The organism is Streptomyces sp. WY228 (assembly GCF_019287315.1).
Classification (GTDB): domain Bacteria; phylum Actinomycetota; class Actinomycetes; order Streptomycetales; family Streptomycetaceae; genus Streptomyces; species Streptomyces caviscabies.
This window is the reverse complement of sequence record NZ_CP079114.1, coordinates 7,827,087-7,840,753: the sequence shown is the minus strand read 5'-3', so window position 1 is coordinate 7,840,753 and position 13,667 is coordinate 7,827,087. Positions and strand designations below refer to the sequence as shown.

The 13,667-nt window shown below is 71.0% G+C and carries 15 protein-coding genes, 2 pseudogenes and 1 riboswitch; of the genes and pseudogenes, 6 read left to right on the top strand and 11 right to left on the bottom strand.

Annotation, left to right across the window (positions count from 1 at the left end):
• Nucleotides 1-163: 163 nt before the first annotated feature.
• Nucleotides 164-3,142: a BTAD domain-containing putative transcriptional regulator gene (locus KV381_RS34170; RefSeq protein ID WP_218787019.1), complete on the top strand. Its 2,979-nt coding sequence runs from the start codon at nucleotides 164-166 to the stop codon at nucleotides 3,140-3,142.
• Here the strand turns inward: KV381_RS34170 and KV381_RS36815 are convergent.
• Nucleotides 3,117-3,246: pseudogene (locus KV381_RS36815) on the bottom strand (pirin family protein); the annotation flags it as partial. The gene KV381_RS34170 and the pseudogene KV381_RS36815 sit on opposite strands and share 26 nt — an antisense overlap.
• Between KV381_RS36815 and KV381_RS36810 the strand changes: the two are divergent.
• Nucleotides 3,245-3,383 (top strand): annotated as a pseudogene (locus KV381_RS36810) (ATP-dependent DNA ligase); the annotation flags it as partial. The pseudogenes KV381_RS36815 and KV381_RS36810 sit on opposite strands and share 2 nt — an antisense overlap.
• A 130-nt stretch (nucleotides 3,384-3,513) precedes the next feature.
• Here KV381_RS36810 and KV381_RS34165 read toward each other — a convergent pair.
• The 3 genes from KV381_RS34165 to KV381_RS34155 form a co-directional block, all read right to left on the bottom strand.
• Complete coding sequence (locus KV381_RS34165) at nucleotides 3,514-4,023, bottom strand: SRPBCC family protein (protein WP_218787018.1); 510 nt, start codon at nucleotides 4,021-4,023, stop codon at nucleotides 3,514-3,516.
• The gene (locus tag KV381_RS34160) at nucleotides 4,020-4,397 is read right to left on the bottom strand and encodes a helix-turn-helix transcriptional regulator (protein WP_193463580.1); all 378 of its coding nucleotides are present in this window, start codon (nucleotides 4,395-4,397) and stop codon (nucleotides 4,020-4,022) included. The genes KV381_RS34165 and KV381_RS34160 overlap by 4 nt, the downstream gene beginning before the upstream one ends.
• A gap of 129 nt (nucleotides 4,398-4,526) precedes the next feature.
• Complete coding sequence (locus KV381_RS34155; RefSeq protein ID WP_256995210.1) at nucleotides 4,527-4,796, bottom strand: hypothetical protein; 270 nt, start codon at nucleotides 4,794-4,796, stop codon at nucleotides 4,527-4,529.
• 76 nt (nucleotides 4,797-4,872) lie between these two features.
• Between KV381_RS34155 and KV381_RS34150 the strand changes: the two genes are divergently transcribed.
• Nucleotides 4,873-5,502: a class I SAM-dependent methyltransferase gene (locus KV381_RS34150; RefSeq protein ID WP_218787016.1), complete on the top strand. Its 630-nt coding sequence runs from the start codon at nucleotides 4,873-4,875 to the stop codon at nucleotides 5,500-5,502.
• Nucleotides 5,503-5,682: 180 nt separating this feature from the next.
• Here the strand turns inward: KV381_RS34150 and KV381_RS34145 are convergent, their stop codons facing one another.
• On the bottom strand, nucleotides 5,683-6,648 hold the full coding sequence (locus KV381_RS34145) for a pirin family protein (RefSeq protein ID WP_030081761.1): 966 nt from the start codon (nucleotides 6,646-6,648) through the stop codon (nucleotides 5,683-5,685).
• Nucleotides 6,649-6,796: 148 nt separating this feature from the next.
• On the opposite strand from KV381_RS34145, the gene KV381_RS34140 reads away from it, so the two are divergent.
• Nucleotides 6,797-7,162 (top strand): M48 family metallopeptidase, encoded by a 366-nt coding sequence (locus tag KV381_RS34140; RefSeq protein ID WP_030081759.1) that lies wholly within the window; start codon nucleotides 6,797-6,799, stop codon nucleotides 7,160-7,162.
• A gap of 123 nt (nucleotides 7,163-7,285) precedes the next feature.
• Nucleotides 7,286-7,960: a hypothetical protein gene (locus tag KV381_RS34135; RefSeq protein ID WP_030081757.1), complete on the top strand. Its 675-nt coding sequence runs from the start codon at nucleotides 7,286-7,288 to the stop codon at nucleotides 7,958-7,960.
• A gap of 44 nt (nucleotides 7,961-8,004) precedes the next feature.
• Here KV381_RS34135 and KV381_RS34130 read toward each other — a convergent pair whose 3' ends face one another.
• From KV381_RS34130 to KV381_RS34115, 4 genes are all read right to left on the bottom strand, one after another.
• On the bottom strand, nucleotides 8,005-8,736 hold the full coding sequence (locus tag KV381_RS34130; protein ID WP_230543997.1) for a TetR/AcrR family transcriptional regulator: 732 nt from the start codon (nucleotides 8,734-8,736) through the stop codon (nucleotides 8,005-8,007).
• 32 nt (nucleotides 8,737-8,768) lie between these two features.
• The gene (locus KV381_RS34125; RefSeq protein WP_256995209.1) at nucleotides 8,769-9,674 is read right to left on the bottom strand and encodes an SDR family oxidoreductase; all 906 of its coding nucleotides are present in this window, start codon (nucleotides 9,672-9,674) and stop codon (nucleotides 8,769-8,771) included.
• Nucleotides 9,675-9,887: 213 nt separating this feature from the next.
• Entirely contained in the window at nucleotides 9,888-10,643 is a 756-nt protein-coding gene (locus KV381_RS34120; RefSeq protein WP_086779829.1) for a CbtA family protein, read from the bottom strand.
• Nucleotides 10,644-10,757: 114 nt separating this feature from the next.
• Nucleotides 10,758-10,973, bottom strand: a complete 216-nt coding sequence (locus KV381_RS34115) for a CbtB-domain containing protein (protein ID WP_030081747.1) — start codon at nucleotides 10,971-10,973, stop codon at nucleotides 10,758-10,760.
• Nucleotides 10,974-10,976: 3 nt separating this feature from the next.
• A riboswitch (adenosylcobalamin (AdoCbl) riboswitch) is annotated at nucleotides 10,977-11,126 on the bottom strand.
• Nucleotides 11,127-11,239: 113 nt separating this feature from the next.
• Between KV381_RS34115 and KV381_RS34110 the strand changes: the two genes are divergently transcribed.
• Complete coding sequence (locus KV381_RS34110; protein WP_030081745.1) at nucleotides 11,240-11,836, top strand: histidine phosphatase family protein; 597 nt, start codon at nucleotides 11,240-11,242, stop codon at nucleotides 11,834-11,836.
• Between the two features lie 36 nt (nucleotides 11,837-11,872).
• On the opposite strand, the gene KV381_RS34105 is transcribed toward KV381_RS34110, so the two are convergent.
• Both KV381_RS34105 and KV381_RS34100 read right to left on the bottom strand, forming a co-directional pair.
• A complete protein-coding gene (locus KV381_RS34105) occupies nucleotides 11,873-12,607 on the bottom strand; it encodes a 4'-phosphopantetheinyl transferase (RefSeq protein ID WP_030081743.1) in 735 nt (244 codons plus the stop codon).
• Entirely contained in the window at nucleotides 12,604-13,584 is a 981-nt protein-coding gene (locus KV381_RS34100) for a metallophosphoesterase (protein ID WP_086779831.1), read from the bottom strand. Before KV381_RS34100 ends, KV381_RS34105 begins: the two co-directional genes overlap by 4 nt.
• Nucleotides 13,585-13,667: the final 83 nt, after the last annotated feature.

Below are 13,667 nucleotides of genomic sequence, written 5' to 3'. Positions count from 1 at the left end.
TGAGCAATAGACTTGGGGGAATTGGGCATGCCAAGGACCCCGGGAGGCCATCCCGGGGTACCCTCGCGACGCTGGTCCTCCGGACTGGGCAGTCTGGTAATGGACGTCAGGTTCACCATGGTGGGCCCCGGAGATATACGAACGATGTACGTCCCGCATACGGATGCGGGACACGGTCGGAGAAATGGTGGTGCTGGGCGAGGTGATGGCAGCGGAGGCGCCGGACCTGAGGTTCTCGGTGCTCGGCCCGGTGCGCGCCTGGCGTGGGTCCGAGGTGGTTTCCATCGGCAGCCCGCAGCAGCGCGCCCTGCTCTCGGCGCTCCTCCTGAGCAACGGCCGCACCGTGACTGCCGGGGAACTGATCGAAGCGATGTGGGGCGAGGAACCTCCGTCGCAGGCGCTGGCCGTCACCCGCACGTACGCCTCCAGGCTGCGCAAGGTGCTCTCGAGTGAGCGCCTCGTGTCCGAGTCCGGCGGTTACGCACTACGACTGTCCCCCGGTTCGCTGGATCTCGACGAGGCCCGCGATTGCGCCGACCACGCCGATCGGGCCCGCGCGTCCGGAGACCTCACCCGCGCACGGGAGTTCCTGAACCGCGCGTTGGAGCTGTGGGACGGCGAACCCCTGGCCGGAGTGCCCGGGCCCTTCGCCGAGAACCAGCGGACCAGGCTCTTCGAATGGCGACTCCAGTTGCTGGAGAGCCGCCTCGACCTGGATCTGGAGGTCGGTCACCATGCCGAGGCCGTATCCGAGTTGACCGCCCTGGCCTACGCGCATCCGTTGCGGGAACGGCTGCGGGAGCTCTTGATGCTGGCCCTTTACCGTAGCGGCAGACAGGCCGAGGCACTCGCCGTGTACGCCGACACGCGCAGGCTGCTCGCCGAGGAACTGGGCGTCGATCCCCGCCCCGAGCTGGCCAGGCTCCAGCAGCGCATCCTGCATGCCGACGGCGGTCTCGCGCCCTCCGGCGAACCAGCTGCGCCGATCACGGCCGCCTCGGTGAGGCCGGCGCAACTTCCGGCCACCGTCGCGGATTTCACGGGCCGAACCTCGTTCGTCAACGAGCTCGCCGCGACGCTGTCCCGTGGCGCCGAGAGCAAGGTCATGGCCTTCTCCGCGCTCGCCGGGCCCGGCGGTGTCGGCAAGACGACCCTGGCCGTGCACGTCGCGCACAGCGCGCGCATGCACTTCCCCGACGGTCAGCTCTACGCCGACCTGGGCGGTTCGGGAACCTCTCCCGCCGATCCGCAAGCCGTCCTGGGGGACTTCCTCCACGGTCTAGGGATGCGCTCCTCGGACATTCCCGACAGCCTGCCCGCGCGGTCCGCGCTCTACCGTTCCCTCCTCGACGGCAGGCGCGTGCTGGTTTTCCTCGACAACGCGCGCGACGCGGCGCAGATACGGCCGCTGCTGCCGGGCGCGGCGGGCTGTGCCGCCCTGATCACCAGCCGCGTCAGGATGACAGCTCTCGAAGGAGCTCATCTCGTGGACCTCGACGTGATGAGCCCCGAGGAGGGCGTTCTCCTCTTCACCCGCATCGTGGGTGAAGACCGCGTGAGGCCCGAACAGCAGGCCGCACACGAAGTCGTCGCCGCCTGCGGCTATCTGCCCCTCGCCATTCGGATCGCCGCGTCCCGACTGGCCGCCCGCCGCACCTGGACCGTGTCCGTCCTCGCCGCGAGGCTCGCCGACGAACGCCGCCGCCTCGACGAGCTCCAGGTGGGCGATCTCGCCGTCACCGCCACCTTCGAACTCGGCTACGGCCAGCTGGAACCCGCCCAACAGCGTGCGTTCCACCTCCTCGGCCTTGCCGGTGGACCCGACATCTCGCTCCCGGCCGCAGCAGCGGCACTCGATCTGACCGAGTCCAGCACCGAGGACGTCCTCGAGTCGCTGGTGGACAGCTCTCTCCTCGAATCGGCCACGCCCGGTCGCTACCGCTTCCACCGGCTCGTTCGGCTGTACGCACGTGATCGGGCCGAACACGGCGAACATCCCCTCGGCGAAGTCGAAGCGGCCCTCGACCGCCTCCTCGACTTCTATCTCGCCACAGCCTCACGCGTATACGCCCTGGAACATCCCGGCGACCGCTTCCCCTCCCGTCTCTCCGCGACCCACCACCCCGGCCTGGACTTCCCGGAACCGCGTGCCGCACTGGACTGGCTCCATCGCGAGGCGGGCCCTCTCCTGGCCTGCGCCCGGCAGGCCACCGAACGCCCCGGGGCCCTACGGCGGGCCGTGGACCTGGTGTGGGCGGCCAGGGATCTCGGCGAGTCCGCCGCTCACTCCGGCCAGTACGAGTCCACCGCCGTCGCCCTGCGCGACGCCGCGCACAGCTCCGGAGACCCGGGCGCCGAGGGCCGTGCCCGCGCGGCTCTCGCCAACGCCCTTCTGATCACCGGCCGGTTCGCCGAGGCCGACGGCGAGGCCCACCGGGCCATGGACCTCGCCCGCGAGTCGGGCGACGTGTTGGTCGAATGCTGTGCGTCGAACGACCTCGGGATCATCGCGTTGTACCAAGGCCGCCTCCAGGACGGCGAGCGCCACCTGCTGGAGGCCATGGAAAAGTTCCGTGCCGACGACAACGCGCTCGGTGAGGCAGGCGCTCTGTGCAACCTCTCGCGGGTCCATGTCGCGATGGACCGGCCGGCCAGTGCGGTCGAGCTCGCCCAGCGGGGCATCGACCTGTACGACACGCTGGGCGCGTCCCTGCGGGGGGCCAACGGCCGATACGCACTCGGCCTGGCTCTCACCCGGGCGGGCAGGCCGGAGGAGGCCGTCGAGCAGTTGGAGAATGCTCTGCAGGTCTTCCGCGACAGTCTGCAGGACCTGTGGGTGGGGCTCACATACTTCCGCCTCGCCGAGGCCGAGCTCATGGACCGGCCCGCCTCGGCCGCGGCCCACGCCGAACAGGCCATGACCGTTCTCCGTGGAATCGGCGGCGCGTGGCGCCGCGCCACCGTCCTCGTCGTGCTGGGAAAGGCTCTGCACGCGATGGGTCACGCCCACCGCGCCCGCGTTTGCTGGCAGGAGGCGCTGGATTTCTTCGAGTCCACCGAATCCGCGGAGGCTGCGCCGGTGCGGACACTCCTCGCGACGGTCACCGAGGAGGCGGTCAGCGCACCCGTCCCCGGGCCTTGAGGGGCCCCGGCGGAAGCTGAGGAGCAGGGGTCGGGGATCGGGGCACCGTCATAGCCCTTCACCTCACCGAAACGGGAGCCGTTCATCCAGTCCTCGCGGGCCTTCGCCCAGGTGCCCGTGGTGGCCGGTGCCCGGTGGGTGCTCCCCCGCCTCGTCGGTGAGGTCCGCTACACCTCCCGCACTCGCGCCGGAGGCCTGCGCCACCCCCTCCTGGCACCGGCTGCACCTCGACGTGACTCCCGGTCTGGCCCGAGAGTGCGCCGGGCGGGCGTTCGAGGCGGGCGGAAGCAGCAGGACGCTCTGCGCTCGCTCCTGGGCGGCCGCCTGGCCACCCGGCAAATGTCCGGCTGGTACAGCGCGGCTCGTCGGGCTCAGCTGAACATGTCGAGGTAGTGCTGTTGGTGGACCGGGTGGTAGTCGCCGAAGTCGACGGATGCCGCGTCACCGCCGGTCTCGGCGGCGACGAGCCGGTCGAGGTAGTAGTCCCAGCCGGGGCCCACTCCGCCTGCCATCGCCGGGTCGTCCCCGACGGACTGGGTGAAGGTGAGGGTCGTGGCGCCCTCGTGCTCGACGAGCGTGAGCGTCATGTGCCAGACGAGTTCCTGGCCGGGCACCTGCGACGTGAGCACCAGACGGCGGGGGGCCTGGCACTCCTGGATGGTGAAGACTTCAGCCTGGTGCTCGTCGCCCTCGTAGAGCATCCGGAAGTCGACCGATCCGGTCGACGGGTCGCCGGTCCATTCGCCGATCCATCGGGCCAGACGGTCCGACTCGGTGACCGCCGCCCAGACGTCCTCGATGCCGGCCCGGAAGGTGCGGTCGAAGGCGATGCTGTCCAGGCCGTCGATGGTCACGCGACGCCCGGTGGGGGTGCTGGTCATGCGGATTCCTCCTGAGGTCTTCCGGTACCGGGAACGGCGTCGGCGCCGGCCCGGCGGTCGTGGACGGTTCTGCGGACCTCCAGGTCGAGGGCGTCGAAGGCGCTCTCGGGAATCGGGGGCCGCCGCCCGGCAAGCTCGTCGAGCAGAGCGCGGACCGGCGCGAGACCCGGGCGGGCGAGCGCGTAGTGACGCTCACGGCCGCGGTCCTCGGCCGTGACCAGCCCCGCCTCGGTAAGCACACGCAGATGCTTGCTCACCGCGGGCCGGCTGATCGGATACCGCGCCGCGAGGTCGACCACCCGGGCCGGGCCGGAGACGAGTGCGCGCAGCAGATCACGACGTACGGGGTCGGCCAGCGCGATGAACGGGTCCACCTCTTATTGGTAACCCACAGGTTACCAATGAGCAAGTCCACACACCTCAACTGTGACCGTGCAAGCCAGTTGGCCCGAAGGGCCATCTCCGCGCTCACCACGGTGGGGCTTCGCAGACGTCCCGACAGGTCAGGAGGTGGGCGAGGCCTCGGTGAGCGCCATCCAGTCTCGGACCGTCCCGTAGTGCGAGCCGCTCGCCGTGCTTGTAGCCACCGCTTCAGCGTCCTCGGCGGAGCACGGCGCCCCTGCTCGGGCGAGCAGGATCAGTGGCCACGCAGGCCCAGCGCCGGCCGGCTCGTCGTCGAAGGCAGTCCAGTCCCAGGGGCCGCCGAACCGCCATGCCCGGCCCGCGGCGTCGGCGACCTCGTCGCCCACCTGGAGAGACGCATACGGACGCATCCCCCATGCCGCATCCGTCAACTCACCTCGACCTGACACAAGATCAATTATCAGACCGGCCTATAGAGTCCTGCCCGTGGTGAATCATCAGGACGAGACCAGGACGGCCTACGACGGAGTCGTCGAGCTGTACGCATCGCTGTTCGCAAACCGGCTGGAGACACAACCTTTCTCCCGGACCATGATCGGCACCTTCGCCGAACTGGTGCGCGCGACAGGCATCCCGCGGGCAGCGGACGTCGGGTGCGGGCCCGGACATCTGACAGCCATGCTGCACGAACTCGGCCTGGACGCCTTCGGACTCGACCTCGCCCCCGGCATGATCGACCACGCCCGACAGGCCCACCCGGCGCTGCGCTTCCAAGAGGCGCGGATGGAATCCCTGCCGATCGAGGACGCCGCGCTCGGCGGCGTACTGGCCCACTACTCAATGATCCACACCCCTCCGGGAGAACTACCGGAGCTGCTCGCCGAACAGGCACGCGTCCTGGCGCCGGATGGCCTGCTCCTGGTCTCCTTCTTCGGGACCGACGAACAAGAACCGGTCCGCTTCGACCACAAGGTGGCGCCCGCCTACAGCTGGCCGGCGGATCGCCTCGCCGAACTGCTGGCCGATACCGGGCTCGTTCCCTTCGCCCGGCTGCTCCACGATCCAGCCTCCGAAAGGGGCTTCCTCGACGCCCATCTGCTGGCCCGCCGTTCGTAGGCCCTGCCCGGTAATCCCCTCCGGACGGTCGGCGCACCTCCCGATTGCCAACTCGGCCGAACCTCGCTGACTGGAGAAAAATTGTCAGACAGGCTCTAGCACAGGACAGATGCGAATCGGACGGTCGGCGTAGCCGCCGCCAGCGGAAGCGCGGCCAGCCTGCCTTAGAGTTTCCCCAGGTCAGCGCACCCGCCCGCGCGGTTTCAGCGGGGTCGTGGGCAGTTCCGGGGCGGGCAGGCGGGCGCCGTCGTAGCCCTGCACCTCGCCGAACCGCGAGCCTTCCTCCCAGTCCTTTCGCGCCTGTACGATCTCCTCTCCGGATCGGGCGATGAAGTTCCAGAACATCACGAGCTCCTCCTCGAACGGTTCGCCGCCCAGCAGCATCAGACCGGCGTCGGAGGCGGCGCGCAGGGGCAGTTCGGTGCGGCCGCAGCCGAGGTAGAGCATCGAGCCGGGCAGTACGGGGACGCCGTCCACCTCGGCCTCGCCCGACATCGACAGGACCGCGTACTCGAAGTCGGGGTCCAGGGGCAGGCGGGCCTCGGCGCCGGCGATCAGGGTCACGTCGGCGCCGACGATCGGGGTGTACGTGGTGCCGGGCGATGCGGCACCGTCCAGTTCGCCCAGGATGACGGTGGCGGCGAGGCCGGGGGCGGTGACGACGGGCAGGTCCGTGTGGTGCTGGAAGTGCGGCTCGACGGAGCGGTGCGCATCGGGGAGGGCCACCCAGAGCTGCGCTCCGTGCAGCAGCCGGGCGTGGTCCTTCGGGCTCTCCTCGGAGTGACTGATGGCGCGGCCCGAGGTCATCAGGCCCAGCTCGCGGGGGCGTACCGTCTGGAGGCTGCCGAGGCTGTCCCGGTGGAGGACCTCCCCGTCGTGCAGCCAGCTGACGGTCTGGAGGCCCATGTGGGGGTGGGGCGGGACCTGCATACCGGGCTCGTCGGCGATGTCGTCGGGGCCGTAGTGGTCGACGAAGGCCCAGGCGCCGACCATGCGCCGGCCGAGGTTGGGCAGCAGTCGGCGGACCTCGGTGCTTTCGCCGAGCTGGACGCGGCGGGGGGCGAGAAGCTCACGGACGGGCTCGGCGACGACGAAGCCGCGCCCTCCGCAGACGGAGGGCGTTGCCTGGCGATCGAGATTGCTCATGGCGCTCAACCTATTCCCGTGGGGGCGTGGGACACCGGGGTCCCACGCCAGAACTTTAGTGGAATGTTCAACCATTGCGTGGTGTTGTCACGGGCGAACGTACGACGGGGCGGTCCGGAAGCGGCCCGCACCACACGAAGGAGGACACGTGAGCGAGACCGAGACCTACTACGAGTTCGGCACCGCCGCCGACCGGTGGGACCGGGCGCAGATGTTCTTCGAGGCCAAGGAGTACCTGACGGCCGCGCGGATCCTGGCCGGACTGGTCGAGGAAGTGCCGGAGCAGGTCGCGCCGCGGCTGCTGCTGGCCCGCTCCTACTACCACTCCGCCCGGCTGGGCAAGGCGGAGAAGGAGCTGCGGACCGTTCTGGAGCTCGACCCGGTGGAGAGCTACGCGCGCCTCATGCTGGGCCGGACGCTGGAGCGCCAGGGGCGGAGCGCCGACGCGACGCCGCACCTGCGGATGGCCGCCGCCCTCACCGGCGACTTCGGCCCCGGAGCCACCCGCTCCTGAGCCCGCCACCCGCCACCCCGTTTCCCTCTGCCGGGCCCGCACCCCTCGGTGCGGGCCCGGTCTCCTTTACCCGCCGGTACGGACATCGGACAATGGGATCTCCAAGACCAGGGGGTGGGGGAGATGTACGGATCCAGGAGCGCCGCGTTACGCCGGGCGCGGACGGCCGCGCTCATCGGACTCGCGGTGGCGGCCTCGGCCGGCTGCTCCGGCGGCAGCGACGGTGCGAGCGGCGGGAAGAACGGCACCGGGGCGGAGCTGACCGCCCGCCCGCCGGGGGCCCACAGCTGGACCGGCAGGCCATGCGCCCTCCTCTCCGGCGCGGCGCCCGCCGACGGCTTCACCCTCGGCAGCTCCACCGACTCCGCCTCCCCCGACTCCCGGGAGGACATCGGCGAGAACGGTACGCGGCCGCTCTACCGCCGGACCGGCTGCCTCACGGACCTCAAGGCCCCGGACGGCACGTTCTGGAAGCTCAGCACCACCGCCCGGGTGTACGAGAACACCGGGCCCGCCCGCCGCGCCTACCGCGTCAAGAAGGACCTCGACCGTGCCCATGGGCGCGGACCCGAGAAGATCCATGACACCGCCTACGCGTTACCGGAGGACGACCAGGGCCGTCCGGGCCGCACCCTCCTGCTGTGGAACGGTGACCTCGTGCTCACGGTGTCCGCGTACGCGCCGCACGGCAGCACCGAACACGACGTGCAGAAGGATCTCGAACGCATCGTCGGCAACGCGGCGCGCCGCACCGAGGACGGGCTGCGCGATCACGACGTCTCCTCCCCCGCCCCCTGACGCCCCCATGGCCCGCCCACGGCGCGGCGGATCAGAGGCGCGGATCAGGTGTCGGGCCCGGCGTTCGCCACCCGGTCGAGCCACTCCTTCATCAGCGCCGCCTCGGCGGTGCTCAGACCCGCCCCGTGCTCCTTCCGCAGCAGGGCGCTCAACCGGGCCGCCGCCGTGGGCACTTCGGCGGCCGGCGGCGCGCCGGGCGACGCGCTCGGTGACATCTCCGGCGAGATCTCCGGCGTGAGCACCTTCGCGTACAGCGCGTCACGCACCCGATGGGACACCTCGATGTCGTCGAACGTCGCCGGGCGGGACACCAGCATCAGCGCCACCCCCACATTGGCCGACATGATCATCTGGGCGGCGAGCTCGGGCGCGACACGTATCCGGCCCCGGGCGGCGGCCCGTTCGAGGTCCCCGGTCAGGATCCGGTGGGACTCCAGCGCCGCGGCGGGCGGCGTGCGCATCGCCGGCGAGTTCATCAGCCGGTAGAGGTTGCGGTTGTCGAGGGCGAAGGCGACGTGGCTGTCCCACCCCCGGCGCAGATCCTCCACGGGATCCGTCGTCTCGCCCCGCTCCCTCTTCGTCGCCAGGTACTTCTCGAAGCCGTGGTCGACGACGGCCGACAGCAGGCCTTCCTTGTCGCCGAAGTGGCGGTAGAGGGCCGGAGCGCCCACCTTCGCCGCCTCGCACACGGCGCGCGTGGAGATATCGCCGTCGGGCGATTCCCTGACCAGAGTGGCGGCCACTTCCAGGATGCGCGTGCGGGTGCTTGTACTCACCGGACGGACGCTATCAAGCGGCACGGCGGCGGTCAGACGATGCCGCCGTTGGCCCGCAGCACCTGGCCGTTGACCCAGCGGGCCGGGCCGGCGAGGAAGGAGACCACCTCGGCTATGTCCTGCGGGGTACCCAGCCGCTCCAGCGGCGGCTGGGCGGCCATCCGCGCGACGGTCTCCTCGTCCTTGCCGTCCAGGAACAGGGCGGTGGCGGTCGGCCCCGGCGCGACGGCGTTGACGGTGACGTCGCGGCCGCGCAGCTCGCGGGCGAGGATCAGCGTCATGGCCTCGACGGCGCCCTTGGTCGCGGCGTAGGCGGTGTAGCCGGGCAGCGCCAGCGACAGCACCGAGCTGGAGAAGTTGATGATGGCCCCGCCCTCACGCAACCGCCGCGCGGCCTGCTGGTCGACGACGAACGTGCCCCGGATGTTGGTGCGGTGCATCCGGTCGAGCGTGTCGAGTTCGAGCTCGGCCAGCGGCGCGAGCGCCATGACCCCCGCCGCGTGCACCACCACATCGACGCCGCCGAACGTCTCCTCAGCCGCGTCGAAGAGCGCCGCGACAGCGGCCTCGTCGGCCACGTCCGCCTGCTGGGCGAAGGCCTCACCGCCCGCGGCGGTGATGGCGGCGACGGCGGCCTCCGCCTCGGTCCGGTTGCCCGCGTAGTTGACGACGACCGCGAAGCCGTCGGCGGCGAGCCGTTCGGCGCTCTCGCGTCCGATGCCCCGGGAACCCCCGGTGACCACGGCCACCCGACGCGGGGCGTCATCGGTGCGTGCGGCCTGCGCGGAGGACGCGGATGCGGGTGCCGGCGTCGAAGCGGACGTCGATGCGGACGTCGATGCGGATGTGGACTGTTCGCTCGTGGACTGTTCGCTCGTGGACTGTTCGCTCGTGGACTGTTCGCTCGTGGACTGTTCGCTCGTGGACTGTTCGGTCATGGCAGTGCTCCTGGCGACTGGGGTCGCGGCGGTCCCGTGAAACCCGACGAGATCAACGCTAACACCATCACGTTAACGACGCTACCCCGCGAACGTAGCAACGCTAATAGACATCGCTACCCCCGCTACCCCCTATCCCCATGTCGCCCTGTCCGCACACGACGGAACCCGCCGGGTAGGCCCGGCGGGTTCCGTCGTACGCATGCGGGTCGCTCAGCTCACCGCACCCGCGGTGCGAGGCGTCGCCGCACGGGCCACGGGCGTCAGAAGACGTTCGGTGAGGTAGCCGAAGACCACGCCGAAGACGGTCCACAGCGTCGCCTGGACCGCGAGCGTCGAGAGCCGGAACTCCCACAGCAGAGTCGCCGGGAAGTCCTTGCCCACCTCGTCGAAGGAGGGCAGGAAGGCGTAGGAGAGGCCGATCAGCAGGACGAAGCCGGCGACGGCCACGACGGTGGCGTTCCAGTTGCCCAGGCGGGGAGCGAGCCGTTTGCCGATGATGACGGCGGCGACGGCCAGCAGCACGCTGAGGGCGACCATCAGGAAGAACAGGGTGGTGCGCTTGCCGATGGTGTCGGGGTTGCCGACGGCAGGCGGGTTCGCCGGGTACTTCAGGAACGGCACGACGTAGACCGTGAGCAGGGCGGCGCCCGCGATCAGCGCGGCCGTGGCCCGGGGACCGAAGTCGCCGATGCGGCCCAGCGCGTAACAGAACACGAGGGCGGCGATCCCGCCCACCGCGACGCCGAAGACCAGGACGCCGGTGGCGAGTCCACCGGTCGCCTGCATGGTGCGGCTGACCAGTTCCTCGCCGCCGCCGTGGTCGTGGCTGTGAGCCTCTTCGAGGGCGATGGCCGCGTCCACCTGGGACTCACCGAGGAAGTAGGCGACGGCGAGCGCGAGCGCGCCCGCGATCAGGCCCGCGAGCATGCCGCGCACGAGCAGAGCTCTGACAGATATGGAGTTCACGATGGTTTCCTGTTTCTCTTGCTTCCCGTGTCCGCTGATGCCCTGGCTGTTCCAGGTGCCGCAGGTACTGCCGGTGCCTCAGGCGCCTCAAGCGCCTCAAGCGCCTCAAGCGCCTCAGTGGCAGGGGAAGCCGAGCAGGTGGCGGCCGTCGTGGACCCACTCATGGACGCCTTCGCCCGAGATGAGTGCGGTGGCGCCCTGTTCGGCGCCGACGAAGTACAGCAGGACGAGCATGAGGATGCCGAAGAAGATTGCCCACGGGGCAATGGCCTTCGCCGAGATCGGAGTGATCGCTGATGTTCCGGTTGCGGGAACGGCGGACTGTGCCATCGCAGTACCTCCTGTGGGAACACGCGTCCCAGTCGTGGTGCCTCGGACGAAGGTGCTGGGTCTGACTTCCCCGCACGGATGCGGGTTCACAGTGGCGCGACCGTGCCGGATTCTCACCGGACTTCCGTCACACCCTCGTCATGGTCGACGTGACCATACCGCCTGTACGCAGGTACCGCCATGGTCCAATCTGCGGAGCCGCGGAGCACGGATCCCTTGGGGTCACAGGGCTTTGGGGCCCATGGTGAAGGAGTGAGGGCAGGAACATGACAGTACGGGTGATGTTGATCTCACCGGCGATGAACGCGGCACTGCGGGAGGCCCGCTTCGACGGCGACGCCCCTCTGGACCGGTCCGGCCGGGAGCGCGCGCGGGCCGCGGCCGGCGCGGTGCCGGACGCCGGGCTCGCACTGACCGGCCCCTCGGAGCGGTGCCGCGAGACCACCGCCGCGCTCGGCCTGGCGGCACGGACGCGCACCGAACCGGCCCTGGCCGGCTGGGATCTGGCGCGCTGGGCCGGCCGCCGTCTCGACGACGTGGCCGCCGCCGAGCCCGCGCAGGTGGCCGCCTGGCTCGGCGACCCCGCGGCGGCGCCGCACGGCGGCGAGTCGCTGCACGAGCTGGTCGGGAGGACCGGGCGGTGGCTGGACTCCCTCGGCGGACCGGACGCGCCCGGCACGAGCTTCCTGGCGGTGGCCGAGGCCGCGGTCGTCCGGGCGGCGGTCGTTCATGGACTGCGGCTGCCGACGGAGGCGTTCTGGCGGCTGGACGTCGCCCCGCTGACGCTGACCGGGCTCAGTGGCCGGTCGGGGCGGTGGAACGTGGGCCTGGGCCGCCCCCTGACCGCTCCCCCGGCCGACTGAGCGTCACGCCGCGTCGCACCACCGGCTGACCCAACGTCACACCGCGTCGCTGTCCCGCCAGTCGGGCCTGACCAGCACGGCCGTGGCGACGATGCCGCCCTCGATCCGCCAGAGCCCGTGCAGCGTCGTCGGCAGCGCCGGATCGGTGAGCAGCAGCCGTGCGGCGAAGGAGCCCTCGGCGGCCACACCGCCCCGGGCGCCGTCGTCGCCGCCCGGACGATCGGTCCGATGGAACGTCAGGTCGGCCTCGGTGAAGTCGAGTTCGAGTCCGGTGACCGGATACCAGGTCTTGAAGACGCTCTCCTTGGCGCTGAACAGGACCCGGTCCCAGTGGATTTCGCCCGTGTCGTCTTCGTCCGGGACCTCCGCCACGGGCGGACCGATCCGTTCGCGTTCGGCGGGCAGCGTCACCAACTCCCGTACGCCGCTGGGGAGCGGGGCGTGCGGTTCCGCGTCGATGCCCAGCGACAGCACGTCCTTCACACGGGCCAGCGCGGCCGCCCGGTACCCGTCGCAGTGGGTGAGGCTGCCGACGATTCCCTCGGGCCACAGCGGTCGTCCCCGGTGTCCGTGGAGCACGGCCACCGGCGGCAGGCCGAGTCCGGCCATGGCGCGCCGGGCGCAGGCACGGGCCGTCGCGAAGTCGTTCCGGCGTTTGGCCACGCTCTTGGCGATCAGCGCCTCCTCCTCCGGGAAGAGGGTTCCGTCCGGGACGCTCTCCGCGCGGGTCGCCGCACAGGAGACGTCGGCGGGGAGCAGCAGCTCGATCACGCGGCGCCTCCGGGGGTGCGCGGTCGTGCGGACGGTTCGGCGCCGGTCCGGTCCGGTGCGGCGGGATCGCCCTCGTACGGAAGGATCTGCCGCAGCAGGCCGCGCGGGTGTCCCCGCTCGCGCCACTCCCTGGGGTAGCCGATGGAGACCTCCTCGAAGCGCACCCCGTCGTACCAGGTCGTCCGGGGGATGTGGAGGTGGCCGTAGACGACGGCGGTGACGTTGAAGCGGCGGTGCCAGTCGGCGGTCAGTTCGGTGCCGCACCACTGCGCGAACTCCGGATACCACATCACCGACGTGGGTTCCCGCACCAGCGGCCAGTGCCCGGCCAGGACGAGGGGTATCTCGGAGTCGTGCTCCGCGAGCCGGCGTTCGGTCGCGGCGACGCGGGCACGGCACCAGTCGTCCCGGGTCGGATAGGGGTCCGGGTGGAGGAGGTACTCGTCGTTGCAGACGATGCCGGACTCGTGCGCGACGGCGAGCGACTCCTCCTTCGTGTGCGTTCCCGGGGCGCGGAAGGTGTAGTCGTACAGAAGGAAGAGCGGGGCGATCGCCACCGGTCCGTCCGGGCCCGGCCAGAGCGGGAAGGGGTCCTCCGGAGTCGTCACCCCGAGCTCCCGGCACACCTCGACGAGGTGGTCGTAGCGGGCCTGGCCGCGCAGCTGGACCGGGTCCTTGTTCAGGGTCCACAGCTCGTGGTTGCCGGGGGTCCAGATCACCCGGGCGAAGCGTTCGGCGAGCAGTCCGAGCGCCCACCGGATGTCCTCGGGCTGCTCCGCCACGTCGCCCGCGACGATCAGCCAGTCCGCGTCGGTCGTCGGGTGCAGGGACTCCACGAGGGGCCGGTTGTCGGTGACCGCGGCGTGCAGGTCGCTCACGGCCAGCAGACGGCCCACGCCCGGCTGTCGGTGTCCGCCGCCGGGGGCGGGGGCGGCGGCGGGAGCACCGTGCGGTGCGGAGTCGCTCGGAGGAGTCATGGGCAGCTGATTCCTGATCTGTCGGCGGTCGTCCGGCTCCGTCCGCACGGTGGGAGCCCCTGGGTACGTAGCCTCTCACGCTC